Genomic DNA, 26938 nt, shown 5'->3' on the forward strand with positions numbered 1-26938 from the left:
TCATCTTTGATTATCGTTTGTTATAAAAGCCTCCATGTCTACATGGAGGCTTTATCTATCTTGATGTCTAGCGGAACTGTTCTTTCCCTTTGAGTTTCGATTGGGTATGCAGTTTGCGTTTTCGAGTCCGGTATAATGAGAAAACTAATAGGAGGTGGAACAATGTCTGGAATTATTGAGAGTAAAAAACAACTAGTAAAAGAAATTGCTGATAAATTTCAAGCTAGCCAATCTACATTATTAGTCGACTATCGTGGCCTTGATGTCGCTGAAGTTACAGAACTACGTAAACAACTTCGCGAAGCTGGTGTTGATTTCAAAGTTTACAAAAACTCCATGACACGTCGTGCGGCAGATTCAGTAGAATTGGGCGAATTGTCGGATGTTTTGGTTGGGCCTACAGCAGTCGCATTCAGTAATGATGATGTGGTAGCGCCAGCGAAAATTTTGAACAACTTCGCTAAAGAACATGATGCATTAGAAATAAAAGGCGGCGTAATTGAGGGCAAGATTGCTACACTTGATCAAATCACAGAACTTGGTAATCTGCCAAATTACGATGGTATGGTATCTATGTTGCTTAGCGTGCTTCAAGCACCTGTACGCAACTTTGCTTACGCTGCAAAAGCTATTGCAGAACAAAAAGAAGAACAAGGTGCATAATTTGTGCCTGTCGTTATAAAAAATACACGAAATTAATCGAAATTAGGAGGAAATAAATCATGACTAAAGAGCAAATTATCGATGCTATTAAAGAAATGTCAGTTTTAGATTTAAACGATCTAGTTAAAGCGATCGAAGAAGAATTCGGAGTAACTGCTGCAGCACCAGTTGCAGTAGCAGGAGGAGCAGCAGGTGGAGATGCTGCTGAAGAGCAAACTGAATTTGATGTAGTACTTGAAAGTGCCGGCGCATCAAAAATTAAAGTTGTTAAAGCAGTACGCGAAATCACTGGTCTTGGCTTGAAAGATGCTAAAGACTTGGTAGATAACGCTCCTAAAGCAATTAAAGAAGGCGTTTCTAAAGAGGATGCTGAGGAAGTTAAAGGCAAACTTGAAGAAGCTGGAGCAACAGTCGAAGTTAAGTAATAATAGGAAAGCTCGTCGGATTAACGGCGAGCTTTCAATATATTAGTTTATCTTCTTTGGTTTTAAACACTATAACAAAGTGGGTGCCCAAATGTCTGAGCATTACTTTTCACAAAAACCCCAATCTAAAAGTTCACCCAAGACATGGAAATATCAATTAAAAGGAAAAAACTATACATTCACAAGTGACCATGGTGTGTTTTCGAAGGATGATGTTGATTTTGGTTCCGAGCTACTTATTGAACAATTTGTAGAACCTAATATAGCCGGTGATTTGCTTGATCTCGGTTGCGGGTATGGACCAATTGGAATTACCTTGGCAAATAATTTTCGAGATCGGAATGTTATGTTGGCGGATATCAATGAACGAGCGTTAAAGTTGGCGAAAGAAAATGCAGTGCATAACAATGTTCGCAATGTTGAGTTCGTGGAGAGTGATCGATTTTCACGTCTGACGGATCGGAAATTCGCTGCCATTATCACAAATCCCCCAATAAGGGCAGGCAAACGGATTGTTCATGCGATGTTTGAAGAAAGTAAGCTTGCATTAATGGATCACGGTGAATTATGGGTTGTTATTCAAAAGAAACAAGGTGCACCATCAGCCAAGGATAAACTACAAGCACTTTTTGGTAATGTAGAGGTTGTTGCACGTTCAAAAGGGTATTTCATTTTACACGCTAAGAAAATATAACATCATATCAGCTTTTTGGTTTGACCTTGCGATACTCTTATGATATTATAATAAAATGCTAACATGGGACTTCCTTTGTCAAGGGGAATTTTCGTGAAAAATGAAACGTATATTTCATCGGTAAACGGAGACAATGATAAAATCGTATAAATTCTTGACGACCAAAATGAGAAATGATGTATAAGGTTTTTTAACTGAAAAGCCTTTTTTCTATTTTTCATCTTTAAATGGTTGATTCCCTACTGATGAAAAAGATACAATATCATTCTAATTTTATGTGAAAGAGGAATGGATGGTAATGGTACTTGTAATTACCTTGATTACAAGTTTGTTCAGCATGTTTAGCAATTAGAATTTCTAGGAACATTTAACTACAATTTTAGGATCCGAAAAACATGACTGAAATGATTCATAGCATTTCAGCTTACGTTTTTCTAATATAATAGTCATTTTTCAAGAAATGTCTATGAAAAATGCTTGATTTGAGAGGTGAAGCAGTTGACAGGTCAACTAGTTCAATATGGACGGCACCGCCAACGCAGGAGCTATGCGCGCATCAGTGAGGTATTAGAATTACCGAATCTAATCGAAATTCAAACCGCTTCTTATCAATGGTTTTTAGAAGAGGGTTTACGGGAAATGTTTCAGGATATTTCGCCGATTGAGGATTTCACGGGTAACCTATCATTGGAGTTTGTTGATTATAGTTTAGGTGAACCTAAATATCCTGTGGATGAATCCAAGGAAAGGGATGTAACGTATAATGCTCCGCTTCGTGTGAAGGTTCGTTTAATTAACAATGAAACCGGTGAAGTGAAAGAGCAAGAAGTGTTTATGGGAGACTTTCCACTAATGACAGATACAGGTACATTTGTTATTAATGGGGCAGAACGTGTTATTGTATCACAACTTGTTCGTTCTCCTAGTGTCTATTATAACGAAAAAATTGATAAAAACGGTAAAAGAGGCATTACCGCAACTGTGATTCCAAACCGTGGTGCATGGCTGGAATTTGAAACAGATGCGAAAGATGTTGCTTATGTCCGAATCGACCGAACACGTAAATTACCAATTACCGTGTTATTACGTGCGCTTGGATTTGGTACAGACCAGGAAATCATGGATATAATCGGCGAAAATGAATATCTGAAGAACACATTAGACAAAGATAATACAGAAACAACGGAAAAAGCATTGTTGGAAATCTATGAGCGGTTACGCCCTGGAGAACCACCTACCGTTGATAATGCGAAAAGTCTATTGATTTCCCGCTTTTTTGATCCTAAACGTTATGACCTAGCACATGTTGGTCGTTATAAAATGAACAAAAAGCTGCACATCAAAAATCGCTTGTTTAACCAAGTGTTAGCTGAAACAGTTGTTGATCAGGAAACTGGTGAGGTACTAGCACAAAAAGGTGATAGATTAGAACGAAAACTACTAAACAAACTACTTCCTTATCTTGAAAAGGAAGAGGATATGCTTGGTGAAAAAATACTTGAACCACATGACGGGGTGCTGGAAGACCCAATCCGCGTACAGTCGGTAAAAATTGTTGATCCAACAGACCCAAGCGGGGAAAGAGAATTAAATATTATTGGAAATGCTGGGATTGATAAAGGCGTAAAAAATATTATGCCTGCTGATATTTTGTCTGCAATCAGCTATTTCTTTAACTTATTACATCGAGTTGGCGATACAGATGACATTGATCATTTGGGTAACAGAAGATTGCGTTCTGTTGGTGAATTGCTACAGAACCAATTTCGCATTGGTTTGTCACGTATGGAACGTGTTGTACGTGAGCGAATGTCAATTCAGGATACGTCAAGCATTACTCCGCAACAGTTGATCAATATTCGACCGGTTATTGCATCTATTAAAGAGTTCTTTGGTAGTTCGCAGTTATCACAGTTTATGGATCAAACCAATCCATTAGCTGAATTAACCCACAAGCGTCGTTTGTCAGCGCTTGGGCCTGGAGGATTGACACGTGAACGTGCGGGCTTTGAGGTGCGTGACGTACACTATTCCCACTATGGCCGTATGTGTCCAATTGAGACACCTGAAGGACCGAATATCGGATTGATTAACTCTTTATCAAGTTACGCTAAAGTAAATACGTTTGGCTTTATTGAAACACCATATCGCAGGGTAGATCCTGATACAGGTAAGGTTACTGCCAAAATTGATTATTTAACGGCGGATGAAGAAGATAATTATGTTGTAGCACAAGCAAATGCTCATCTGAATGAAGATGGAAGCTTTGAAGATGAGGAAGTAATTGCACGCTTCCGCGGGGAAAACACCGCTGTACCAAGGGACCGTATTGATTATATGGACGTATCCCCTAAACAAGTTGTTTCGGCAGCGACTGCGTGTATTCCGTTCTTGGAAAACGATGACTCGAACCGTGCATTAATGGGTGCAAACATGCAACGACAAGCAGTACCGTTGATGAATCCGGAGGCACCGCTTGTTGGAACCGGTATGGAGTACGTTTCAGGAAAAGATTCGGGTGCTGCAATCATTTGCCGGCATGGCGGAATTGTTGAACATGTAGAGGCGAAAGAAGTTCTTGTCCGCCGTGTATCTGAAGTAGACGGAAAAGAAGTTAAAGGTGATTTAGATCGTTACAAAATGCAAAAATACATTCGTTCCAACCAAGGAACATGCTATAATCAACGTCCGATTGTTAGTGCGGGTGATCGTGTAACAAAAGGTGAAATCCTAGCAGACGGTCCATCAATGGAAAATGGAGAATTAGCGCTTGGACGTAACCCGTTAGTTGCCTTTATGACTTGGGAGGGCTATAACTATGAGGATGCGATTATTATGAGTGAACGTCTTGTGAAAGATGACGTTTATACATCCATCCACATTGAAGAATACGAGTCAGAATCTCGTGACACAAAGCTTGGACCTGAGGAAATCACTAGAGATATTCCGAACGTTGGGGAAGATGCATTAAAAAATATTAACGAACAAGGAATCATCCGTATTGGTGCGGAGGTTTCAGACGGGGATATCTTAGTAGGTAAAGTGACACCAAAAGGCGTTACTGAATTATCTGCAGAAGAGCGATTGCTGCATGCAATTTTCGGTGAAAAAGCTCGGGAAGTTAGGGACACATCTTTACGTGTACCACATGGTGCAGGTGGAATTGTCCTAGATGTTAAGATTTTCAATCGAGAAGATGGTGACGAACTACCACCAGGTGTGAACCAACTTGTTCGTGTCTATATCGTTCAGAAACGTAAAATACATGAAGGCGATAAAATGGCTGGGCGTCATGGTAATAAAGGTGTTATTTCAAAAATATTACCTGAAGAAGATATGCCATTTTTACCAGATGGGACTCCGGTAGACATTATGCTTAACCCACTAGGTGTTCCGTCAAGAATGAATATCGGACAGGTATTTGAGCTACACTTAGGAATCGCGGCAAGGCAATTAGGCATTCATGTAGCAACACCAGTATTTGATGGTGCAAGAGAAGAAGATGTTTGGGAAACATTAGAAGAAGCCGGCATGCCAAAAGACGCAAAAACCATATTGTATGACGGAAGAACAGGGGAGCCTTTTGATAACCGAGTATCTGTCGGTGTTATGTACATGATTAAACTGGCTCACATGGTTGACGATAAATTACACGCAAGATCAACTGGACCATATTCACTTGTTACCCAACAGCCACTTGGTGGTAAAGCACAGTTTGGTGGACAACGATTTGGTGAAATGGAAGTTTGGGCACTTGAAGCTTATGGTGCCGCATATACACTTCAGGAAATCCTAACGGTTAAATCCGATGATGTCGTAGGCCGTGTCAAAACGTACGAATCAATCGTTAAAGGCGATAACGTCCCAGAGCCAGGAGTTCCTGAGTCATTCAAAGTATTGATTAAAGAGCTTCAGAGTCTTGGGTTAGACGTTAAAATCCTCTCAAGTGATGAAGAAGAAATTGAAATGCGTGATATTGAGGAAGAGGAAACACAAGCAGCGAGCAAACTTAACTTAGAAGTTGAACAAAACTAAAAGCAAATACAGAGTGTTGGCTCAAAGCAGGGCCAACTTCTCTGTCTTATCATAAATAGTAAAATCGGACACTAAAAGGGAGGTAGGCCCCTTGCTAGATGTAAATAACTTTGAGTATATGAAAATTGGTTTGGCTTCATCTGAGAAAATTCGCTCTTGGTCATATGGCGAGGTCAAAAAGCCAGAAACAATCAACTACCGTACGTTAAAACCTGAAAAGGATGGTCTTTTTTGTGAACGGATTTTTGGGCCGCAAAAAGACTGGGAATGTCATTGTGGAAAGTATAAGCGTGTACGCTATAAAGGTGTCGTATGTGATCGGTGTGGTGTGGAAGTAACAAAAGCAAAAGTACGTCGTGAACGTATGGGACACTTGGAACTTGCTGCACCAGTCTCACATATTTGGTACTTCAAGGGTATTCCGAGCAGAATGGGACTTGTGCTAGATATGTCGCCACGCGCGCTAGAGGAAGTTATCTATTTTGCTGCGTACATTGTGACAGATCCAGGGAATACGCCATTGGAAAAGAAACAGTTGCTATCTGAGAAGGAATACCGTGCTTACTATGATAAATACGGTAAAACGTTTAAAGCACAAATGGGCGCTGAAGCAATCCGTAAACTTCTTGAAGATATCGATCTTGAAAAAGAGGTCGATATGTTAAAAGAAGAGCTTAAAACTGCACACGGACAACGCAGGACGCGCGCAATTAAACGTTTGGAAGTTTTGGAAGCATTCCGTAATTCAGGGAATGATCCATCGTGGATGGTTATGGACGTATTACCTGTAATACCACCAGAAATTAGACCAATGGTTCAACTTGATGGCGGACGTTTTGCTACTTCGGATTTAAATGATTTGTATCGACGTGTTATTAACCGAAATAATCGGTTAAAACGTTTGTTAGATCTTGGTGCACCAAGTATTATCGTGCAAAACGAAAAAAGAATGCTTCAAGAAGCGGTTGATGCTTTAATTGACAACGGTCGCCGTGGTCGTCCGGTTACAGGACCTGGTAATCGACCATTAAAATCCTTGTCACATATGTTGAAAGGGAAACAAGGTCGCTTTCGTCAAAACTTACTAGGAAAACGTGTCGATTATTCCGGTCGTTCCGTTATCGTTGTTGGACCGCACCTAAAAATGTACCAATGTGGTCTCCCGAAAGAAATGGCATTAGAATTATTTAAGCCATTTATTATGAAGGAACTTGTGGAAAAAGGTTTGGCACACAATATTAAATCGGCAAAGCGCAAAATCGAGCGTGTTCATCCAGAAGTTTGGGATGTATTGGAAGAAGTAATTAAAGAACATCCAGTCTTACTTAACCGTGCACCAACATTGCACCGTTTAGGTATTCAAGCGTTTGAACCAACACTTGTGGAAGGCCGTGCGATCCGTTTGCATCCATTAGTATGTACCGCATACAATGCTGACTTCGACGGTGACCAAATGGCAGTACACGTACCATTATCTGCTGAAGCACAAGCAGAGGCACGTATTTTAATGCTTGCTGCGCAAAACATCCTAAACCCTAAAGATGGGAAACCAGTCGTAACACCATCACAGGATATGGTATTGGGTAACTATTATTTAACGCTCGAGCGTGAAAATGCAATTGGTGAGGGTACTGTATTTAAAGACATTAACGAGGCTATGATCTCTTACCAAAATGGTTACGTTCATTTGCATACAAGAATTGCTGTGCATGCATCAAGCGTAAATAACAAAACGTTCACTGAAAAACAACAAAATCAATTATTGCTGACAACAGTAGGAAAATTGATTTTCAATGAAATATTATCCGATTCGTTCCCGTATATTAATGAGCCAACAAAAAGCAACTTGGAGGTTCGTACTCCCGAAAAATACTTTGTGGAAAGCGGGACGGACATTAAAGAGGAAATTAAAAAGCGCGAGATTATCAAACCATTCAAAAAAGGCTTCTTAGGCGATATCATTGCGGAGGTATTTAAGCAATTTAAAATTAGCGAAACGTCTAAAATGCTTGACCGTATGAAGGACCTTGGTTTCAGCTATTCAACAAAAGCTGGTATGACTGTTGGTGTATCAGATATCGTTGTACTAAAAGAAAAAGAGGAAATTCTTGAAGAAGCTCAAAATAAAGTGGATAAAGTATTAAAGCAATTCCGTAGAGGTTTAATTACGGAAGAGGAAAGATATGATCGTGTAATCGCAGTTTGGTCACAAGCAAAAGATACGATACAAGATAAATTGATGCAGTCATTGGATGAAAGAAACCCGATCTTCATGATGAGTGATTCTGGAGCACGTGGTAACGCATCAAACTTTACGCAACTTGCGGGTATGCGTGGCTTGATGGCTAACCCTGCCGGACGTATTATTGAATTGCCGATCAAGTCAAGTTTCCGTGAAGGACTTACAGTGTTAGAGTACTTTATTTCTACTCACGGTGCACGTAAAGGACTGGCGGATACCGCATTGAAAACAGCGGACTCTGGTTACTTAACAAGACGTCTTGTAGATGTCGCTCAAGATGTTATCGTTCGGGAAACAGATTGTGGAACCGATCGCGGTTTGACTGTATCTTCATTAGTGGATGGTACAGAAATGATCGAGCCATTAATTGACCGTTTAATAGGTCGTACTGCATTTGAAACGGTCCGTCATCCAGAAACAAACGAAGTGATCGTTGAAAATGACACTGTTATGTCTGAGGATCAAGCTAAACAAATTGTTGAGGCTGGAATCGAGCAAGTGACGATAAGATCAGCCTTCACATGTAATACAAAACATGGCGTATGTAAAAAATGCTATGGTCGGAACTTAGCAACAGGTGCAGAGGTAGAGGTTGGAGAAGCAGTAGGAATAATCGCTGCACAGTCTATCGGCGAACCTGGTACACAGTTGACGATGCGTACATTCCATACAGGTGGGGTTGCTGGAGACGACATTACACAAGGTCTACCACGTATCCAGGAGCTATTTGAAGCACGTAATCCGAAAGGGCAAGCGGTTATCACAGAAATCTTTGGAACAGTTAAAGAAATTAAGGAAGTCAAAGATAAACAAGAAATTGTTATTCAAGGTGATGTAGAAGAGAAATCCTACGCTGTTCCATACAATGCCCGATTAAAAGTTACACTTGACGATCAAGTTATTGCTGGCCAGGAACTTACGGAAGGTTCTGTTGATCCTAAAGAACTTTTACGCGTTCAAGGTGTAGACGGTGTGCAAGATTACTTATTACGTGAGGTTCAACGCGTATACCGCATGCAAGGGGTAGAAATCGGTGACAAACACGTAGAGGTAATGGTGCGTCAGATGCTTCGTAAGATACGTATTATGGATAATGGCGATACAGATGTTTTACCAGGCTCATTGCTTGAAATTCATCAGTTTAAAGACGCTAACTATAATGTTTTAAACGAAGGTAAACAGCCAGCTGTAGGGAAACCAGTGTTACTAGGAATTACTAAAGCATCACTAGAAACAGATTCGTTCCTATCTGCTGCATCCTTCCAAGAAACAACCCGTGTCTTAACAGATGCAGCAATAAAAGGAAAACGTGATGAACTCTTAGGCCTGAAAGAGAATGTTATTATTGGTAAACTTGTTCCAGCTGGTACTGGTATAGATCGATACCGTAAGATTGAACCAGCTGTAGATGAACCACAAGAAGAGGAACAAGAAGAAACGGAAATAGTACAATAACAGTCGCTTACGCTTAACAATACAATAATCAAGTCAAAACAAGTGATGGAAAAATCGGAAGCACAAAAAATAGTAAACTTTAAGTTGACATTAAAAAAAGAGAATGGTACTATATTCAAGGTGCTTCCGATTTATACTTGTTTGCTTTGGAGGATGTATGAATGTCTTATGAAAAAGTAACTCAGGTTCGATCACGCTTAATAATCGGAGTAAAGCAGACTCTTAAAGCTATGAAAAATGGCTCCATAAGCGAAGTGTTTATCGCTGAGGATGCAGATCAGCATATGACCCAAAAGGTTGTACGTTTAGCTGAGGAAATGGACATTCCAGTAAAACGAGTAGAATCCATGGAAAAGTTGGGTGCTGCTTGTGGGATAGATGTCGGTGCATCATCAGTAGCAGTTAAACAACAATAGTTTTGGCGGGTTTTCCGCGAAAGCTTTGTTTTTTGCTGAAATATGAACCACCTGGATATGTGGTATTACAAATATACGGATATTGGTGGTCGCTGGATTTATTTTAAGAACGTAGAAGGGAGGACAAAATCATGCCAACAATTAATCAGCTTGTACGTAAAGGTCGCGTGAGCAAGACAAAACAATCTGACTCACCAGCACTTAATAAAGGGTACAATAGCTTCAAAAAATCATTAACAGATTTATCATCTCCACAAAAACGTGGTGTATGTACGCGTGTTGGAACATTAACACCAAAAAAACCAAACTCAGCGCTTCGTAAATATGCACGTGTGCGTTTGTCGAACAACATTGAGGTAACTGCATACATCCCTGGTATTGGTCACAACCTACAAGAACACAGTGTTGTACTTATCCGTGGTGGTCGTGTGAAAGACTTACCAGGTGTGCGTTATCATATTGTTCGTGGAGCACTTGATACTGCAGGTGTTGAAGGACGTGCACAAGGACGTTCTAAATATGGCACGAAAAGAGCAAAGAAAAAATAAACAGCATGATGTAATGAGAAAGATTTAGGAAAGGAGGGGGACATATGCCACGTAAAGGACCAGTACCTAAACGCGATGTCTTGCCAGATCCACTTTATAATTCAAAATTAGTAACCCGTTTGATTAACCAGATCATGATTAACGGAAAACGAGGCAAAGCTCAAAAAATTCTATATAATGCGTTTGAACTTGTTGCAGAAAGAAGCGGACAAAACGCAATGGAAGTATTTGAACAGGCTATGAAAAACGTTATGCCAGTACTTGAAGTTCGTGCGCGTCGTGTTGGTGGTTCAAACTACCAAGTACCGATGGAAGTACGCCCTGAACGTCGCCAAGCATTAGGGCTTCGTTATATCGTTAACTATTCACGCTTGCGCGGGGAGAAAACGATGGAAGAACGTCTTGCGAATGAAATTCTAGATGCTTCAAACAATACTGGTGCATCCGTTAAAAAACGCGAAGAAATGCACAAAATGGCTGAAGCTAACAAAGCATTTGCTCACTATCGCTGGTAAAACTCTACTAAAAGCTTTTAACAGGAAGGAGAAGAATACATGGCAAGAGAGTTCTCCTTGGAAAAGACGCGTAATATTGGTATTATGGCACACATTGATGCCGGTAAAACCACAACAACAGAGCGTATTCTTTTCTACACAGGACGCATTCATAAAATCGGTGAAACACATGAAGGTGCTTCACAAATGGACTGGATGGAGCAAGAGCAAGAACGTGGTATCACAATCACTTCTGCTGCAACAACTGCTCAATGGAAAAACCACCGTATCAACATTATTGATACACCAGGACACGTAGACTTCACTGTTGAAGTTGAACGTTCTTTACGTGTACTTGATGGTGCGGTAACAGTTCTTGATGCACAATCAGGTGTTGAACCACAAACAGAAACAGTGTGGCGCCAAGCAACAACTTATGGCGTACCACGTATTGTGTTTATAAACAAAATGGATAAAATCGGCGCTGACTTCCTATATTCAACAGGAACACTAAAAGAACGCTTGGGTGCAAATGCACATCCAGTTCAATTGCCGATAGGAGCTGAGGATAGTTTTGAAGGTATTATTGACCTTATAACTATGCAAGCATACTATTACGAGGATGATTTGGGAACACGCGCTGAAGCACGTGAAATCCCTGAAGAATATAAGGAAAAAGCTGATGAATTACGTGCTTCATTAGTCGAATCTGTATCAGAATTAGATGAAGATTTGATGATGAAGTATTTAGAAGGCGAAGAGATTTCTAATGAAGAATTAAAGAAAGTGATTCGCCAAGCAACATTGGACGTTGAATTTTACCCTGTATTTGCTGGGTCAGCGTTTAAAAACAAAGGTGTTCAATTGATGCTTGATGGTGTGATTGATTACTTACCAGCACCAACAGACGTAGCAGCAATTGAAGGTATCCTTCCTGACTCGGAAGAAAAGGTTACACGTCCGTCAGATGATAACGCACCTTTCTCAGCACTAGCATTTAAAGTAATGACAGATCCATACGTAGGTAAACTAACATTCTTCCGCGTATACTCTGGAACTTTAGATTCTGGTTCATATGTAAAAAACTCAGTTAAAGATAAACGTGAACGTGTAGGTCGTATATTGCAAATGCACGCAAACTCCCGCCAAGAAATTTCTACTGTTTACTCAGGTGAAATTGCTGCAGCGGTAGGTTTAAAAGATACTTCTACAGGGGACACACTTTGTGATGAAAAAGACTTAGTAATCCTGGAATCTATGGAATTCCCAGATCCAGTTATCTCGGTTGCTATTGAACCAAAAACAAAAGCAGACCAAGACAAAATGGGTATTGCGTTAGGAAAGCTAGCTGAAGAAGACCCTACGTTCCGAACTGAAACAAACGTTGAAACTGGTCAAACAATTATTTCTGGTATGGGTGAACTACACCTTGATGTTATTGTTGACCGTTTGAAACGGGAATTTAGAGTTGAAGCAAATGTTGGTGCACCACAAGTTGCGTACCGAGAAACATTCCGCGGATCAGCTGAAGTCGAAGGTAAATTTGTACGTCAGTCCGGTGGTCGTGGACAATACGGTCATGTTTGGGTCAAATTTGAACCAAACGAAGAGGGAGCTGGCTTCGAATTTGAAAACAAGATCGTTGGTGGTGTTGTACCACGTGAATACATCCCATCTGTTGAAGCCGGTATTAAGGAATCAATGGAAAATGGTGTGTTAGCTGGTTACCCATTGATTGATGTTAAGGCTACACTGTATGATGGAAGCTACCATGATGTTGACTCTAATGAAATGGCATTTAAAATCGCTGCTTCCATGGCATTGAAAGCAGCTAAAAACAAATGTCAACCAGTTCTTCTTGAACCAATTGAAAAAGTTGAGATTGTAATTCCTGAAGAATACATGGGTGACATTATGGGTGATGTAACTTCTCGTCGTGGTCGCGTAGAAGGTATGGAAGCTCGTGGTCCTGCACAAATGATTAAAGCATTTGTACCACTTTCCGAAATGTTTGGTTATGCAACTGCATTACGTTCAAACACACAAGGTCGTGGGCAATATACAATGCATTTTGATCATTACGAAGAAGTGCCAAAAAGCATTTCAGAAGAAATTATCAAAAAAAATGCTGGTGAATAATTGATTTTTTGATAAATCTAAAGTATAACTTTATTGAAGGCTAGGAAATAACATAATAATGTTATTTCTTGGCTATATGAATACTTAAAAACTTTCACTTATTTAAAGGAGGAACTATAAATGGCTAAAGAAAAATTCGATCGTTCAAAAAGTCACGTAAACATTGGAACAATTGGACACGTTGACCATGGTAAAACTACTTTAACTGCTGCAATCACAACTACATTGCACAAAAAATCTGGTAAAGGTACTGCAATGGCATATGACCAAATCGACGGTGCACCAGAAGAAAAAGAACGCGGAATTACAATTGCAACATCTCACGTAGAGTACGAAACAGATACTCGTCACTATGCACACGTTGACTGCCCAGGTCACGCTGACTATGTTAAAAACATGATCACTGGTGCTGCACAAATGGACGGAGCTATCTTAGTAGTATCTGCTGCAGATGGTCCAATGCCACAAACTCGTGAGCACATCCTATTATCACGTAACGTTGGGGTACCTGCAATTGTAGTATTCCTTAACAAATGTGACATGGTAGACGACGAAGAACTACTAGAACTAGTTGAAATGGAAGTTCGTGACTTGTTAACTGAATATGACTTCCCTGGTGATGATGTACCAGTAATCAAAGGTTCTGCACTTAAAGCTCTTGAAGGTGACGCAGATTACGAAGCAAAAATTTACGAATTGATGGATGCAGTAGATGAATACATTCCATCTCCAGAACGTGACACTGATAAACCATTCATGATGCCTGTTGAGGACGTATTCTCAATCACTGGCCGTGGTACTGTTGCAACTGGTCGTGTTGAGCGTGGACAAGTTAAAGTCGGTGATGAAGTAGAAATCATCGGTCTTAACGAAGGACCAGGAAAAACAACTGTAACTGGTGTTGAAATGTTCCGTAAGCTTCTTGACTATGCAGAAGCTGGAGATAACATCGGTGCACTTCTTCGTGGGGTTGCTCGTGAAGATATCAACCGTGGTCAAGTACTAGCTAAACCAGGTTCAATTACACCACATACTAACTTCAAAGCAGAAGTTTATGTGTTGTCAAAAGAAGAAGGTGGACGTCATACTCCATTCTTCGCTAACTATCGTCCACAATTCTACTTCCGTACAACTGACGTTACTGGAGTTATCCAACTTCCAGAAGGAGTAGAAATGGTAATGCCTGGCGATAACATTGAAATGACTGTTGAGCTTATCGCACCAATCGCTATCGAGGACGGTACTCGTTTCTCTATTCGTGAAGGCGGACGTACTGTTGGATCAGGCGTAGTAACTACAATCGAAAAGTAATTCTAATGAAAAGCAGGTAGCGTGACGACGCTACCTGCTTTTGTTTGGTGTGCCCGGAATGGGTGCAGACTATAGGGTGAAAGTCCCGAACAGCGAAGGCAGTAGTAGCCGTAGCTTAAGACAAGGGCATGACGGGTGACCGTCATGTCTGAAGGAAGTCAGCGGCAAACTTCCATCCTGAAGAACAGATGGAACAATGTATTGTTAAACTTAATAGTTATCTTAATGGTGCTAGACTATTATCGTATTCCCCCCAAGCCGATAATTAACACTCACCTTGTAAAGGACGCGAAAAAGTCACTTAAAAGGTTATGTCGCATTTTATATCAACTGCGAAATTTAAAGGCAACAAATATTACGAAAAGAGCTTTCCTCAAAATTTCACCTACATTGGAAATATCGGAATAAACCTCTTGAATGGCTTTTTTTAACTACTGCAGGGCAACATTTAAAGATTACAAATTTGCTTATTTAAATGACTTTTTGCAGTAATATGTACAAATTCAAAGAATAAGCCTGCTAAATACTGATATAATAAATTTACATCTATATTCACACAAATACAGAACAATACGCAATTTGCCTTTACCATACTCCTATTCTATAATAAATTCTATTGACTTAAAAAAGGAGTGGATGATTCATATATGTGGAAAACATACCGTATTTTAGCCACCGTTGTTATTTTTCTGATGTGCATGGTGTTAGTAGCATGCGGTGACGAAAATGATGAAAGTAACAATGCTGCTGATAATGATAACAACGATGGAATTGGAGAAAAAAACATTACATTAGGAACCGATGATTATGTCTCCAACACATCAAATACATATGTAGCAAAACTATTGCTGGAAGAGATCGGTTATAACGTTGAAATAACGCAAACAGACGTCGGTGTTGAATATACTGGCCTGGCCGATGGATCAACAGATGCGCTAGTTGGTGCCTGGCTCCCAACAACTCATAAAAGTTACTGGGATAAATATAAAGATAACCTTGAGAAAATCAACAAAGTTACCGAAGAAGTAAAACTCGGTTTAACCGTTCCGGCATATATGGAAGATATTAATTCGATTGAAGATTTGGCAGATAACAAGAATGATATTGGAGAGAAGCTAGAATGGAAAATCACTGGTATCAGTCCCGGAGCAGGCGAAATGAAAATAACAAAAAATGAAGTCATGCCCGGATACGGTTTGGATAAATGGGAACTGGTTGAAAGCTCAGGCCCCGCCATGGCTTCAGTTTTATCAGGCGCAATCGATAAGGAAGAGCCAATTGTTGTCACGCTATGGACACCACACTGGACATTCAATAAATTTGACTTAAAGATCTTAGATGACCCGAAAGGAACATTTGGCGAACCAGATGACGTATTCTCCGTTGCTAGAGATGATTTTAAAGAAAAATCACCAGCAGCGCATAAGTTCCTTAAACAATTTTCAATTGAGCAAGAAGATACACAAGAGATCATGCTTGATATTTCGGATGGTATGGATGAAGAAGCTGCTGCACAGAAATTTATTGATGACCATCCCGATTTAAAAGATGAATGGCTAGAGGGTTTTGAATAAGGAAATAAAGGGATTTATAAAGCGCGTAATAACTTAAATGAAAAGTTATTACGCGCTTTATAATGGTTGCATTATCATTTAAAACTGATGGCAGAAGGGATTTTTTCTATTGAATTCACGGTTTGAGCACTTTAACACAACTCGTAAAAAACATGCTATCTTTTTATGCATGAGGCACCGCAAATGACTAGGTACTTGACTTTCCTACAAAAAAACTTGTAGCCCTTGCATTCCAAGTAAAAAGTTTGTATAATACATAACTGTGCAATCTAATAGTTTCTTTATAAAAAAGGGTTGCATTGATCGCATTCTTTCTATATAATAAGAATGTTGGTCGTAAAGGCGATGAAGTGAAAGGTTGTTGACACACCCGGCCCCTTTGCCATGGCTGAGTGGTTAAGAAATTTTCACGGAGAATGTCTATTATAAAATGGGCGAAAAGGAGGGAAAATAATGGCAAAAGAAAAGATTAGAATTCGTTTAAAGGCATATGATCATCGTATTTTAGATCAGTCTGCTGAAAAAATTGTAGAAACTGCGAAACGTTCTGGAGCAGCTGTTTCCGGACCGATCCCGCTACCTACAGAAAAATCCGTTTATACAGTATTACGTGCGGTGCACAAATACAAAGATTCACGTGAGCAATTTGAAATGCGCACACATAAACGGTTAATCGATATTGTTAATCCAACACCACAAACGGTTGATTCGTTAATGCGTCTTGACTTACCATCCGGTGTGGATATTGAAATTAAACTATAATAAATTATGTATGATCATAGGAGGTGTAACGGATGACGAAAGGAATCTTAGGTCGTAAAATCGGCATGACTCAGCTTTTTTCTGAAGACGGAGAGTTGATCCCTGTAACAGTAGTTCAGGCTGAGCCAAACGTAGTCTTGCAAAAGAGAACATTAGAAAATGATGGTTATGAAGCACTACAAATCGGTTTTGCTGATGAAAAGGAATCACGTACAAACAAAGCGGAAAAAGGTCATGCTGAAAAAGCAAACACAACCCCTAAGCGCTACGTTCGTGAAATCCGTAACGCAAATCTTGATGAATATGAAGTAGGTCAAGAAATTAGCGTAGAAGTTTTTCAAGCTGGCGATAAAATTGATGTAACTGGAACATCTAAAGGTAAAGGTTTCCAAGGTGCTATCAAACGCCACAACCAACAGCGCGGACCAATGTCTCATGGCTCTCATTATCATAGAGCACCAGGTTCAATGGGTGTTATCGATCCAATGCGAGTTTTCAAAGGCAAAAAGCTTCCAGGACAAATGGGTGGCGAACAAGTAACGATTCAAAACCTTGAGGTAGTTAATGTAGATGCAGAACGCAATCTATTATTAATTAGAGGAAATGTCCCTGGTGCGAAAAAATCATTCGTAAAAATCACGAGTGCAATAAAGGCTAACTAATCATATAGACGAAGGGAGGATATGTCATGCCTAAAGTAGCACTATTTAAACAAGATGGAACACAAAACGGAGACGTTGAACTAAATGATTCCGTTTTTGGGATTGAACCGAATACACACGTATTACATGAGGCTGTAGTCATGCAACGCGCATCATTACGCCAAGGCACTCATGATGTGAAAAACCGCTCAGAAGTACGTGGCGGTGGTCGCAAACCATGGCGCCAAAAAGGTACAGGTCGTGCACGTCAAGGTTCTACTCGTTCGCCGCAATGGGTAGGTGGCGGAACCGTATTTGGCCCAACACCACGCAGTTACAGCTATAAACTACCGAAAAAAGTACGTCGTTTAGCGCTTAAATCTGCATTATCTTCTAAAGTTAAAGAGGAAAGTCTAGTGATCTTAGACAGTATTGCTATTGACACTCCTAAAACAAAAGAAGTTGTTAAAATGTTAGACGCGTTAAATGTTGATACTAAAGCGTTAATCGTCACTGCTGATAAAGACGAAACAGTAATTCGTTCAGCAAACAATCTTCAATCAGTTAAAGTACTTACTGTTGAGGAAGTTAATGTACTAGACTTGCTTATGCATGACAAGCTGATCTTTACAAAAGACGCAGCTGAAAAAGCAGGGGAGGTGCTTGCATAATGAAAGAACCAAGAGATATTATTAAGCGCCCTGTCATTACAGAGAACTCAGCTGATTTAATGGCGGAGAAAAAATATACGTTTGAAGTAAGCCCAAAAGCGAATAAAACAGAGATTAAAGATGCTGTTGAATTGGTTTTCGGTGTGAAAGTTATAAAAGTAAACACAATGAACTTAAAAGGTAAATTTAAGAGAATGGGTCGGTACGGTGGATACCGTTCAGATCGTAAAAAAGCTATCGTTCAGCTTTCAGAGGATAGTGAAGAACTGGACTTCTTTGAAGGCTAAGAAAGTTAAGTGAAGGAGGGAAAACAAGATGGCGATTAAAAAATTCAGACCAACTTCAAATGGTCGTCGTAATATGTCAGTATCTGACTTTGCAGAGATCACCACTGACAAACCAGAGAAATCCCTACTAAGCCCAATTTACAAACGTGGCGGACGTAACAATCAAGGGAAATTAACTGTTCGTCATCAAGGTGGCGGTCATAAACGTCAATATCGTATAATTGATTTCAAACGCGACAAAGATGGTATACCTGGACGCGTTGCTACGATCGAATATGATCCAAACCGCACTGCAAACATCGCGTTAATTCATTATGTTGATGGCGAAAAGCGTTACATTTTGGCTCCAAAAGGCCTTAAAGTAGGGCAAAAAATAGAATCAGGTGAAAATGCAGACATCAAACTTGGGAATGCACTTGCACTAAAAGATATGCCTGTAGGTACTGTGATTCATAACATCGAATTAAAACCAGGAAATGGTGGACAATTAGCAAGATCAGCTGGTGCTGAGGCACAAATACTTGGTCGCGAAGGCAAATATAGCTTAGTTCGTTTAGCATCAGGTGAGGTTCGATTAGTACTTTCAACTTGCCGTGCTACAGTAGGTCAAGTTGGTAACTTGGAACATGAACTTATCCGTGTTGGTAAAGCAGGTCGTTCTCGCTGGTTAGGCAAGCGCCCAACTGTTCGCGGATCTGTTATGAACCCTAACGATCACCCGCATGGTGGTGGTGAAGGTCGTGCTCCAATCGGACGTAAATCACCAATGTCACCTTGGGGTAAACCTACGCTTGGTTATAAAACACGTCAACGCAATAAGCCGACAGATAAATTTATCGTTCGTAAGCGTAAAAAATAACGGAATAATGGGCGGGAAATTCAGACCCGTCTCTCAATTGCGAAAGGAGGTTTATCCATGGGTCGTAGCTTAAAAAAAGGACCTTTTGCAGATGACCATCTAATGAATAAGATCGAGAAATTAAACGAAGGCGAAAAAAAACAAGTTGTAAAAACTTGGTCTCGTCGTTCAACTATATTCCCTAACTTTGTTGGTCATACAATTGCTGTTTATGACGGACGCAAACATGTACCCGTTTATATTACAGAAGACATGGTCGGACATAAATTAGGTGAATTCGCGCCAAGCCGTACGTTTAAAGGACACGCTGGCGATGACAAGAAAACAAAACGCTAATGAGAGGAGGCACTCTACATGCAAGCTAAAGCCGTTGCGAAATCAGTTCGTATTGCTCCTCGTAAAGTACGTTTAGTTGTAGATTTAATTCGAGGAAAAAATGTTGGCGAAGCAATTGCAATCTTGCGCCTTACACAACGTGGTGCTTCTCCAGTCGTAGAGAAAGTTCTTAAGTCTGCAGTTGCAAACGCAGAACACAACTACGAAATGGACACAGATAACCTAGTAATTTCTGAAGCATTTGTAAATGAAGGTGCAACATTGAAACGTTTCCGTCCACGTGCTCAAGGACGCGCAAGTAAAATTAATAAACGCACAAGCCATATTACATTGGTTGTAACAGAAAAGAAGGAGGGATAGTCAGTGGGTCAAAAAGTAAATCCAACCGGTCTTCGTGTCGGTATCATTCGTGACTGGGAGTCAAAATGGTATGCTGGCAAAGACTATGCAGACTTACTACACGAAGATATCAAAATTAGAGAATATCTTGAAAATCGCTTGCATACAGCTGCTGTTTCTTCTATTGAAATTGAGCGTGCAGCAAATCGTGTGAATATCACTATTCATACTGGCAAACCTGGTATGGTAATTGGTAAAGGCGGATCTGAAGTTGAAGCCCTACGTAAATCATTAAACAGTTTGACTGGCAAGCGGGTTCATATAAATATCGTGGAAATTAAGAAAGTTGATCTTAATGCAACATTGGTTGCTGAAAATATTGCTCGTCAATTAGAAAACCGTATTTCTTTCCGTCGTGCACAAAAGCAAGCAATTCAACGTGCAATGCGCGGTGGAGCAAAAGGTGTTAAAACACAAGTTTCTGGACGTCTTGGCGGTGCAGATATCGCTCGTGCGGAACACTACAGCGAAGGAACAGTACCACTACACACATTGCGTGCTGATATCGATTATGGTACAGCAGAGGCAGACACCACTTATGGTAAATTAGGTGTTAAAGTGTGGATTTACCGTGGAGAAGTCCTTCCAACAAAAACTGATAAATAAGGAAGGGGGCAATGCATTATGTTAATGCCTAAGCGTGTAAAATATCGTAGACAACACCGTGGCCGCATGAAAGGTCAAGCAAAAGGTGGAACAACAGTAGCATTTGGTGAATATGGCTTACAAGCAATTGATGCATCTTGGATTACAAGCCGTCAAATTGAAGCTGCTCGTATTGCAATGACCCGTTACATGAAACGTGGCGGAAAAGTTTGGATTAAAATCTTTCCTGACAAACCATACACTGCAAAACCCCTAGAAGTTCGGATGGGTTCTGGTAAAGGGGCCCCTGAAGGCTGGGTAGCAGTAGTAAAGCCAGGAAAAATCATGTTTGAAATCGCTGGTGTACCAGAAGAAGTGGCACGTGAAGCTTTACGTCTTGCTTCTCATAAACTACCGATTAGAACAAAATTCGTAAAACGTGAAGAAATTGGTGGTGAAATCAATGAAGGCTAAAGAAATCAGAGAACTAACCACTGCCGAAATTGAACAAAAAGTTAAAGTCTTAAAAGAAGAATTATTTAATTTGCGCTTTCAACTTGCAACTGGACAACTGGAAAACACTGCGCGAATTCGTGAAGTTAAGAAGTCTATTGCACGCATGAAAACTGTTGTACGTCAACGTGAACTAAGCGTAAATAACTAACTGAAACAAGAGAGGAGGTTAGCCTCAAAATGACTGAGCGTAATAATCGTAAAGTATACACAGGCCGTGTCGTATCTGACAAAATGGATAAAACAATTACTGTTTTAGTTGAAACATACAAATTCCATAAGTTATATGGCAAACGTGTTAAGTACTCTAAAAAATTCAAAACACATGATGAAAATAACCAAGCAAAAACTGGTGATATCGTTCGCATCATGGAAACTCGTCCGCTATCAGCTACGAAACGTTTTCGTTTAGTTGAAGTCGTTGAAGAAGCGGTAATTATATAATTAAAGTTCGCTCGGAAGGTATCCGAAGGGAGGTCATAGCGATATGATTCAACAAGAAACTCGTTTAAAAGTTGCAGATAACTCTGGTGCCCGTGAAGTTTTAGCGGTTAAAGTACTAGGTGGATCCGGACGTAAGACAGCTAATATTGGTGATGTAATTGTTTGTTCTGTAAAACAAGCAACACCAGGTGGCGTTGTCAAAAAAGGCGAAGTTGTTAAAGCCGTTATCGTTCGTAGTAAATCTGGTATGCGTCGTAAAGATGGATCATACATTCGTTTTGATGAAAATGCTGCCGTAATCATCCGTGATGACAAAAGTCCAAGAGGTACACGTATCTTCGGACCAGTCGCACGTGAATTACGCGATGCAAAATTCATGAAAATCGTATCTCTAGCTCCAGAAGTTTTATAAAGCGAAAATGTTAAGCCTTGTTAGGGAGGTGCGTCAAGCATGCATGTAAAAAAAGGTGATAAAGTAAAAGTGATTTCCGGTAAAGATAGTGGAAAACAAGGCACTATTTTAGAAGCATATCCGAAAAAGGAACGTGTTCTTGTAGAAGGAATTAACATGATTAAAAAACACGCAAAACCTTCTCAAGATAATCCACAAGGTGGAATTCTTAATCAAGAAGCGCCAATTCATGTTTCTAATGTAATGCCAATCGATCCTAAGTCCGGTGAACCAACTCGTGTTGGGTATGAAGAACGTGACGGAAAGAAAGTCCGCATCGCTAAAAAATCCGGTGAAGCATTAGATAAATAGTCTACAGCGAAAGGAGGGCCTTCGTGATGAATCAACTTAAAGAAAAATATCAAGGTGAAATTTTGCCATCTTTGATGAATAAATTCAATTATGAATCAGTAATGCAAGTACCAACTATTGAAAAAATTGTTATTAACATGGGTGTTGGTGATGCAGTTTCAAATTCAAAAGCATTGGATAGTGCAGTAGAAGAACTAGCTTTAATTTCTGGACAAAAACCAATGATAACTCGCGCCAAAAAGTCAATCGCTGGCTTCCGTTTACGTGAAGGGATGCCAATTGGAACGAAAGTAACACTTCGTGGTGAACGCATGTATGAATTCTTGCAAAAGCTTATTGCGGTATCACTACCACGTGTGCGTGACTTCCGTGGTATTTCCAAGAAAGCATTTGATGGCCGTGGTAACTACACATTAGGTGTAAAAGAACAACTGATTTTCCCAGAAATTAATTATGATAAAGTAAACAAAGTGCGCGGTATGGATATTGTTATTGTTACAACATCAAATACCGACGAAGAAGCGCGTGAACTTTTAGCTCAGCTAGGCATGCCTTTCCAAAAATAAGCTAAAGAGCTAATACAAGGAGGGAAAATTGTGGCTAAAAAATCAATGATTGCGAAACAAAAACGTCCACAAAAATATCAAGTACGTGAATATACACGCTGTGAACGTTGTGGTCGTCCACATTCTGTAATTCGTAAATTTAAATTATGCCGTATTTGTTTCCGCGAACTTGCCTATAAAGGTCAAATTCCTGGTGTCAAAAAAGCAAGCTGGTAAACCCCGATTCGGGAAGGAGGTAATGAGTAATGGTTATGACAGATCCAATCGCAGATATGCTGACTCGTATTCGTAATGCTAACATGGTAAAACATGAAAAGTTGGAGCTTCCAGCATCTAAAATGAAAAAAGAAATCGCTGATATCTTAAAACGTGAAGGATTCGTACGTGATTATGAATTCATTGAAGATAGCAAACAAGGTGTTCTGCGTATTTTCCTTAAGTACGGTGCAAATGACGAACGAGTAATTACAGGTATCAAACGCATTAGTAAGCCAGGACTACGTGTTTATGCCAAGGCTGACGAAGTACCACGTGTATTAAACGGCTTAGGTATTGCTATCGTATCAACATCTAAAGGTGTGTTATCTGATAAAGAAGCACGCACACAAGCTGTTGGTGGCGAAGTTCTTGCATATGTTTGGTAATTAACATTTTTTAAATGAGGAGGTGCATGGAATGTCTCGTATAGGACTAAAGCCAATACAAATTCCAGATGGTGTGGAAGTTAAACTTAACGGAAATACCGTTACAGTAAAAGGCCCTAAAGGCGAATTAACTAGAGATTTTCATGATGATATAAAAATTGTCATCGAAGACAATGTTATTACGATTGAACGTCCGAGCGACCATAAAGATCACCGCGCATTACACGGTACAACACGCAGCTTGATCAACAACATGGTTGAAGGAGTTCATAAAGGATTTGAAAAAAGCCTTGAAATTATTGGTGTCGGATATCGTGCACAAAAACAAGGTGATAAAGTTGTGGTTAACGCAGGTTATTCACATCCAGTAGAAATCGAACCTCGTGATGGTATTGAAATTGATGTTCCTAAAAACACACAAGTTGTTGTTAAAGGTATTGATAAAGAATTAGTTGGAGCAGTTGCTGCAAACATTAGAGCAATCAGACCACCAGAGCCTTATAAAGGTAAAGGTATTCGCTATGAAGGTGAATATGTACGTCGTAAAGAAGGTAAAACTGCTAAGTAAGGTTAGTTAGGGAGCAGAAAGGAGTGACCTAGATGATCACAAAGCCTGACAAAAACGTAGTACGCAAAAAAAGACACATGCGTGTTCGCAAAAACCTATTTGGAACTGAACAACGCCCACGTCTAAACGTGTACCGTTCAAATAAACACATTTATGCACAATTAATTGATGATATAAACGGTCTTACATTAACTAGTGCTTCAACCAAGGATAACGAATTGAAAGTAGAAGCATCTGGTAATGTAGAAGCAGCTAAACAAGTCGGAGAATTGATCGCAAAACGTGCCCAAGATAAAGGTTACAAATCGATTGTGTTCGATCGCGGAGGCTACCTTTATCATGGACGTGTGAAAGCTTTAGCAGATGCTGCTCGCGAAGCAGGTCTTGAATTTTAACCGATAAAGGAGGGACATACATGCATAACAGCATTGATCCGAACAAATTAGATCTTGAAGAACGCGTTGTTACGATCAACCGTGTGGCAAAAGTAGTTAAAGGTGGACGTCGTTTCCGTTTTGCTGCATTGGTAGTAGTCGGTGACAAGAATGGTCATGTAGGTTTTGGTACAGGTAAAGCACAAGAGGTACCAGAAGCAATTAAAAAAGCAGTTGACGATGCAAAGAAAAACTTAATTGAAGTACCTATCGTTGGTACAACAATCCCACACGAAATCAACGGACGTTTTGGCTCTGGTAACGTATTAATGAAGCCAGCAGCAGAAGGTACTGGAGTTATCTCTGGTGGACCAGTTCGTGCGGTCCTTGAACTTGCAGGTGTTGGTGATATTTTAACAAAATCACTTGGAGCAAATACACCGATTAATATGATTCGTGCTACTTTAAACGGACTTACAAACTTAAAACGCGCTGAAGAAGTAGCTAAACTACGCGGAAAGTCTGTAGAAGAACTGTTAGGATAAGGAGGGAAATACTATGTCTAAAAAATTAGAAATCACCCTCAAGCGCAGTGTTATTGGTCGAACAGAAAGTCAAAAACAAACTGTTCAAGCGTTAGGACTTAAAAAAATTCAGGCTACCGTAGTTCGGGAAGATACACCTTCTGTACGTGGAATGGTTAACAAAGTATCCCATCTCGTAGCGGTTAAAGAAATTTAATAAAACATTAGCGTAAAGGGAGGTGCTCGCATGAAACTTCATGAATTGAAGGCATCAGAAGGAACTCGCAAAGAACGTAATCGTGTAGGTCGTGGAACGTCTTCAGGTAACGGAAAGACTTCCGGAAGAGGGCATAAAGGACAAAAAGCACGTTCAGGTGGCGGTACTCGTCCGGGCTTTGAAGGTGGTCAAATGCCATTGTTCCAAAGCTTACCAAAGCGTGGATTCACGAATGTTCATCGTAAAGAATTTGCTATTGTGAACCTTGATGCATTAAATCGTTTTGAAGACGGCACAGAAATTACACCTGAGCTATTACTTGAAGAAGGTGTCGTAAGCAAACTTAAAGCTGGCATTAAAGTGCTAGGTAAGGGTGCTATCGAAAAGAAACTTACAGTAAAAGCTCACAAGTTCTCTGCTTCAGCTAAAGAAGCTATTGAAGCAGCGGGCGGTAAAACCGAGGTGATTTAATGTTTCGTACAATCTCCAATTTTATGCGCGTGGCTGATATCAGACGGAAAATCATCTTTACATTATTAATGTTAGTTGTCTTCCGTCTTGGTACATTTATTCCCGTGCCATATACAAATAAAGAAGCAATTGATTTTATGAACCAACAAAATGTTTTTGGGTTTTTAAATACATTCGGCGGTGGGGCATTACAAAACTTCTCTATCTTTGCGATGGGAATTATGCCTTACATTACCGCTTCGATTATAATGCAATTACTTCAAATGGATGTTGTACCGAAATTTGCTGAATGGAAAAAGCAAGGCGAGATGGGACGTAAGAAATTGGCCCAGATCACACGTTATGGAACAGTGGTTCTTGCATTTATCCAGGCGATAGCAATGTCAGTCGGATTTAATGCAATGGCAGGTGGACAATTAATTTCCAACCCAGGAATTTTGACGTTTCTTGTTATTGCAGTTGTGTTAACTAGTGGAACTACATTTTTAATGTGGCTAGGTGAGCAAATCACGGCAAATGGTGTCGGAAATGGTATCTCTATATTGATTTTTGCAGGTATCGTAGCTGCAGTACCGAATGGCGTGAAACAATTATATATTCAGTATTTCGATAATCCTGGCGATGAATTGTTTATTAATATCGTCATTGTTGCATTAATTGCTTTGGTGGTTGTTGCAGTAACTGTTGGCGTTATTTTTATCCAACAGGCATTGCGTAAGATTCCAATTCAATATGCAAAAAAACTTGTAAACCGTTCCCCAGTCGGTGGGCACTCTACACATTTACCACTTAAAGTAAATGCTGCAGGGGTTATCCCAGTAATCTTTGCCATTGCATTCATTATGGCCCCAAGAACGGTGGCAGGACTTTTTGAAGGTAATGATTTCGCTGCAACTATCGAAATGATTTTTGATTATACCCAACCTATTGGGATGGTCATCTATGTAGCGTTGATTATTGCATTCACGTACTTTTATTCATTTGTTCAGGTTAATCCAGAACAAATGGCTGAGAATTTGCAAAAACAGGGTGGATATATTCCAGGAATTAGACCTGGTAAGAAAACAGAAACATATTTAACCCGTGTCATGTATCGTCTTACATTTGTTGGATCGATCTTCTTGGCGGCCGTTTCTGTTTTACCTATTATTTTAGGTGGAATTGCAAATCTTCCTACAGCAGTACGAATCGGCGGTACGAGTTTACTAATCGTTGTTGGTGTCGCACTTCAGACGATGAAGCAACTGGAAAGTCAGTTAGTTAAACGACACTACAAAGGATTTATTAAGTAAAACAAGTAACCAACCCGAGAGCGAGG

At 40.0% G+C, this 26938-nt stretch carries 33 protein-coding genes and 1 other annotated feature (1 of these 34 cut by a window edge); all 33 genes read left to right on the forward strand.

Features of this window, described 5'->3' with window-relative positions; all coding sequences use genetic code 11:
- Window positions 1-65, forward strand: a sequence feature (ribosomal protein L10 leader region) (it extends 83 nt beyond the left edge of the window).
- Between the two features lie 97 nt (window positions 66-162).
- The 33 genes from rplJ to secY all read left to right on the forward strand — a co-directional run bounded on the left by rplJ (window position 163) and on the right by secY (window position 26912).
- Window positions 163-663: a 50S ribosomal protein L10 gene (rplJ, locus tag ACW2QC_RS14685; RefSeq protein WP_457544759.1), complete on the forward strand. Its 501-nt coding sequence runs from the start codon at window positions 163-165 to the stop codon at window positions 661-663.
- Between the two features lie 59 nt (window positions 664-722).
- Window positions 723-1088, forward strand: a complete 366-nt coding sequence (gene rplL / locus ACW2QC_RS14690) for a 50S ribosomal protein L7/L12 (protein ID WP_457544709.1) — start codon at window positions 723-725, stop codon at window positions 1086-1088.
- Between the two features lie 91 nt (window positions 1089-1179).
- Window positions 1180-1782: a class I SAM-dependent methyltransferase gene (locus tag ACW2QC_RS14695; RefSeq protein WP_457544710.1), complete on the forward strand. Its 603-nt coding sequence runs from the start codon at window positions 1180-1182 to the stop codon at window positions 1780-1782.
- 498 nt (window positions 1783-2280) lie between these two features.
- On the forward strand, window positions 2281-5817 hold the full coding sequence (gene rpoB, locus ACW2QC_RS14700) for a DNA-directed RNA polymerase subunit beta (protein ID WP_457544711.1): 3537 nt from the start codon (window positions 2281-2283) through the stop codon (window positions 5815-5817).
- A 91-nt stretch (window positions 5818-5908) separates the two neighbouring features.
- Window positions 5909-9514, forward strand: a complete 3606-nt coding sequence (gene rpoC, locus ACW2QC_RS14705; protein ID WP_457544712.1) for a DNA-directed RNA polymerase subunit beta' — start codon at window positions 5909-5911, stop codon at window positions 9512-9514.
- A 161-nt stretch (window positions 9515-9675) separates the two neighbouring features.
- Window positions 9676-9930 (forward strand): 50S ribosomal protein L7ae-like protein, encoded by a 255-nt coding sequence (locus ACW2QC_RS14710; protein WP_457544713.1) that lies wholly within the window; start codon window positions 9676-9678, stop codon window positions 9928-9930.
- A gap of 131 nt (window positions 9931-10061) precedes the next feature.
- Entirely contained in the window at window positions 10062-10478 is a 417-nt protein-coding gene (gene rpsL, locus ACW2QC_RS14715) for a 30S ribosomal protein S12 (protein WP_457544714.1), read from the forward strand.
- A 44-nt stretch (window positions 10479-10522) separates the two neighbouring features.
- Window positions 10523-10993 (forward strand): 30S ribosomal protein S7, encoded by a 471-nt coding sequence (gene rpsG / locus ACW2QC_RS14720; RefSeq protein WP_457544715.1) that lies wholly within the window; start codon window positions 10523-10525, stop codon window positions 10991-10993.
- 39 nt (window positions 10994-11032) lie between these two features.
- Entirely contained in the window at window positions 11033-13111 is a 2079-nt protein-coding gene (gene fusA, locus ACW2QC_RS14725; RefSeq protein WP_457544716.1) for an elongation factor G, read from the forward strand.
- 120 nt (window positions 13112-13231) lie between these two features.
- On the forward strand, window positions 13232-14422 hold the full coding sequence (gene tuf, locus ACW2QC_RS14730; protein WP_106495535.1) for an elongation factor Tu: 1191 nt from the start codon (window positions 13232-13234) through the stop codon (window positions 14420-14422).
- Window positions 14423-15069: 647 nt separating this feature from the next.
- Window positions 15070-15996 (forward strand): glycine betaine ABC transporter substrate-binding protein, encoded by a 927-nt coding sequence (locus ACW2QC_RS14735; protein WP_457544717.1) that lies wholly within the window; start codon window positions 15070-15072, stop codon window positions 15994-15996.
- 453 nt (window positions 15997-16449) lie between these two features.
- Complete coding sequence (gene rpsJ / locus ACW2QC_RS14740) at window positions 16450-16758, forward strand: 30S ribosomal protein S10 (protein WP_106495531.1); 309 nt, start codon at window positions 16450-16452, stop codon at window positions 16756-16758.
- Between the two features lie 32 nt (window positions 16759-16790).
- The gene (gene rplC, locus ACW2QC_RS14745) at window positions 16791-17420 is read left to right on the forward strand and encodes a 50S ribosomal protein L3 (protein ID WP_457544718.1); all 630 of its coding nucleotides are present in this window, start codon (window positions 16791-16793) and stop codon (window positions 17418-17420) included.
- Between the two features lie 26 nt (window positions 17421-17446).
- The gene (rplD, locus tag ACW2QC_RS14750; protein ID WP_457544719.1) at window positions 17447-18070 is read left to right on the forward strand and encodes a 50S ribosomal protein L4; all 624 of its coding nucleotides are present in this window, start codon (window positions 17447-17449) and stop codon (window positions 18068-18070) included.
- Window positions 18070-18357: a 50S ribosomal protein L23 gene (gene rplW, locus ACW2QC_RS14755; protein ID WP_457544720.1), complete on the forward strand. Its 288-nt coding sequence runs from the start codon at window positions 18070-18072 to the stop codon at window positions 18355-18357. The genes rplD and rplW overlap by 1 nt, the downstream gene beginning before the upstream one ends.
- A 28-nt stretch (window positions 18358-18385) precedes the next feature.
- Window positions 18386-19216 (forward strand): 50S ribosomal protein L2, encoded by an 831-nt coding sequence (gene rplB / locus ACW2QC_RS14760; protein WP_457544721.1) that lies wholly within the window; start codon window positions 18386-18388, stop codon window positions 19214-19216.
- A gap of 57 nt (window positions 19217-19273) precedes the next feature.
- Window positions 19274-19552 carry a 30S ribosomal protein S19 gene (rpsS, locus tag ACW2QC_RS14765; RefSeq protein WP_457544722.1) on the forward strand — a complete coding sequence of 93 codons (279 nt, stop codon included), beginning with the start codon at window positions 19274-19276 and terminating at the stop codon, window positions 19550-19552.
- An 18-nt stretch (window positions 19553-19570) separates the two neighbouring features.
- Window positions 19571-19912, forward strand: a complete 342-nt coding sequence (gene rplV, locus ACW2QC_RS14770; RefSeq protein ID WP_457544723.1) for a 50S ribosomal protein L22 — start codon at window positions 19571-19573, stop codon at window positions 19910-19912.
- Between the two features lie 3 nt (window positions 19913-19915).
- On the forward strand, window positions 19916-20557 hold the full coding sequence (rpsC, locus tag ACW2QC_RS14775; RefSeq protein ID WP_457544724.1) for a 30S ribosomal protein S3: 642 nt from the start codon (window positions 19916-19918) through the stop codon (window positions 20555-20557).
- 18 nt (window positions 20558-20575) lie between these two features.
- Entirely contained in the window at window positions 20576-21010 is a 435-nt protein-coding gene (rplP, locus tag ACW2QC_RS14780) for a 50S ribosomal protein L16 (RefSeq protein ID WP_106495517.1), read from the forward strand.
- Window positions 21000-21200 carry a 50S ribosomal protein L29 gene (rpmC, locus tag ACW2QC_RS14785; protein ID WP_106495515.1) on the forward strand — a complete coding sequence of 67 codons (201 nt, stop codon included), beginning with the start codon at window positions 21000-21002 and terminating at the stop codon, window positions 21198-21200. The genes rplP and rpmC overlap by 11 nt, the downstream gene beginning before the upstream one ends.
- A gap of 29 nt (window positions 21201-21229) precedes the next feature.
- Window positions 21230-21493, forward strand: a complete 264-nt coding sequence (gene rpsQ / locus ACW2QC_RS14790) for a 30S ribosomal protein S17 (protein WP_088051834.1) — start codon at window positions 21230-21232, stop codon at window positions 21491-21493.
- Between the two features lie 43 nt (window positions 21494-21536).
- Entirely contained in the window at window positions 21537-21905 is a 369-nt protein-coding gene (gene rplN / locus ACW2QC_RS14795) for a 50S ribosomal protein L14 (RefSeq protein WP_106495514.1), read from the forward strand.
- Window positions 21906-21944: 39 nt separating this feature from the next.
- Window positions 21945-22256 (forward strand): 50S ribosomal protein L24, encoded by a 312-nt coding sequence (gene rplX / locus ACW2QC_RS14800; protein ID WP_457544725.1) that lies wholly within the window; start codon window positions 21945-21947, stop codon window positions 22254-22256.
- Window positions 22257-22282: 26 nt separating this feature from the next.
- The gene (gene rplE, locus ACW2QC_RS14805; protein ID WP_457544726.1) at window positions 22283-22822 is read left to right on the forward strand and encodes a 50S ribosomal protein L5; all 540 of its coding nucleotides are present in this window, start codon (window positions 22283-22285) and stop codon (window positions 22820-22822) included.
- 30 nt (window positions 22823-22852) lie between these two features.
- Window positions 22853-23038 (forward strand): type Z 30S ribosomal protein S14, encoded by a 186-nt coding sequence (locus ACW2QC_RS14810; protein ID WP_019375521.1) that lies wholly within the window; start codon window positions 22853-22855, stop codon window positions 23036-23038.
- Window positions 23039-23067: 29 nt separating this feature from the next.
- Entirely contained in the window at window positions 23068-23466 is a 399-nt protein-coding gene (rpsH, locus tag ACW2QC_RS14815) for a 30S ribosomal protein S8 (RefSeq protein WP_457544727.1), read from the forward strand.
- A gap of 31 nt (window positions 23467-23497) precedes the next feature.
- On the forward strand, window positions 23498-24034 hold the full coding sequence (gene rplF / locus ACW2QC_RS14820) for a 50S ribosomal protein L6 (protein WP_457544728.1): 537 nt from the start codon (window positions 23498-23500) through the stop codon (window positions 24032-24034).
- Window positions 24035-24066: 32 nt separating this feature from the next.
- Window positions 24067-24429, forward strand: a complete 363-nt coding sequence (gene rplR / locus ACW2QC_RS14825; protein WP_457544729.1) for a 50S ribosomal protein L18 — start codon at window positions 24067-24069, stop codon at window positions 24427-24429.
- 20 nt (window positions 24430-24449) lie between these two features.
- Entirely contained in the window at window positions 24450-24953 is a 504-nt protein-coding gene (gene rpsE, locus ACW2QC_RS14830) for a 30S ribosomal protein S5 (protein ID WP_106495503.1), read from the forward strand.
- A gap of 13 nt (window positions 24954-24966) precedes the next feature.
- Complete coding sequence (gene rpmD / locus ACW2QC_RS14835; protein ID WP_457544730.1) at window positions 24967-25149, forward strand: 50S ribosomal protein L30; 183 nt, start codon at window positions 24967-24969, stop codon at window positions 25147-25149.
- A 30-nt stretch (window positions 25150-25179) separates the two neighbouring features.
- Window positions 25180-25620 carry a 50S ribosomal protein L15 gene (rplO, locus tag ACW2QC_RS14840; RefSeq protein WP_457544731.1) on the forward strand — a complete coding sequence of 147 codons (441 nt, stop codon included), beginning with the start codon at window positions 25180-25182 and terminating at the stop codon, window positions 25618-25620.
- The gene (secY, locus tag ACW2QC_RS14845; protein WP_457544732.1) at window positions 25620-26912 is read left to right on the forward strand and encodes a preprotein translocase subunit SecY; all 1293 of its coding nucleotides are present in this window, start codon (window positions 25620-25622) and stop codon (window positions 26910-26912) included. Before rplO ends, secY begins: the two co-directional genes overlap by 1 nt.
- Window positions 26913-26938: the final 26 nt, after the last annotated feature.

The organism is Virgibacillus sp. FSP13, from assembly GCF_054048505.1.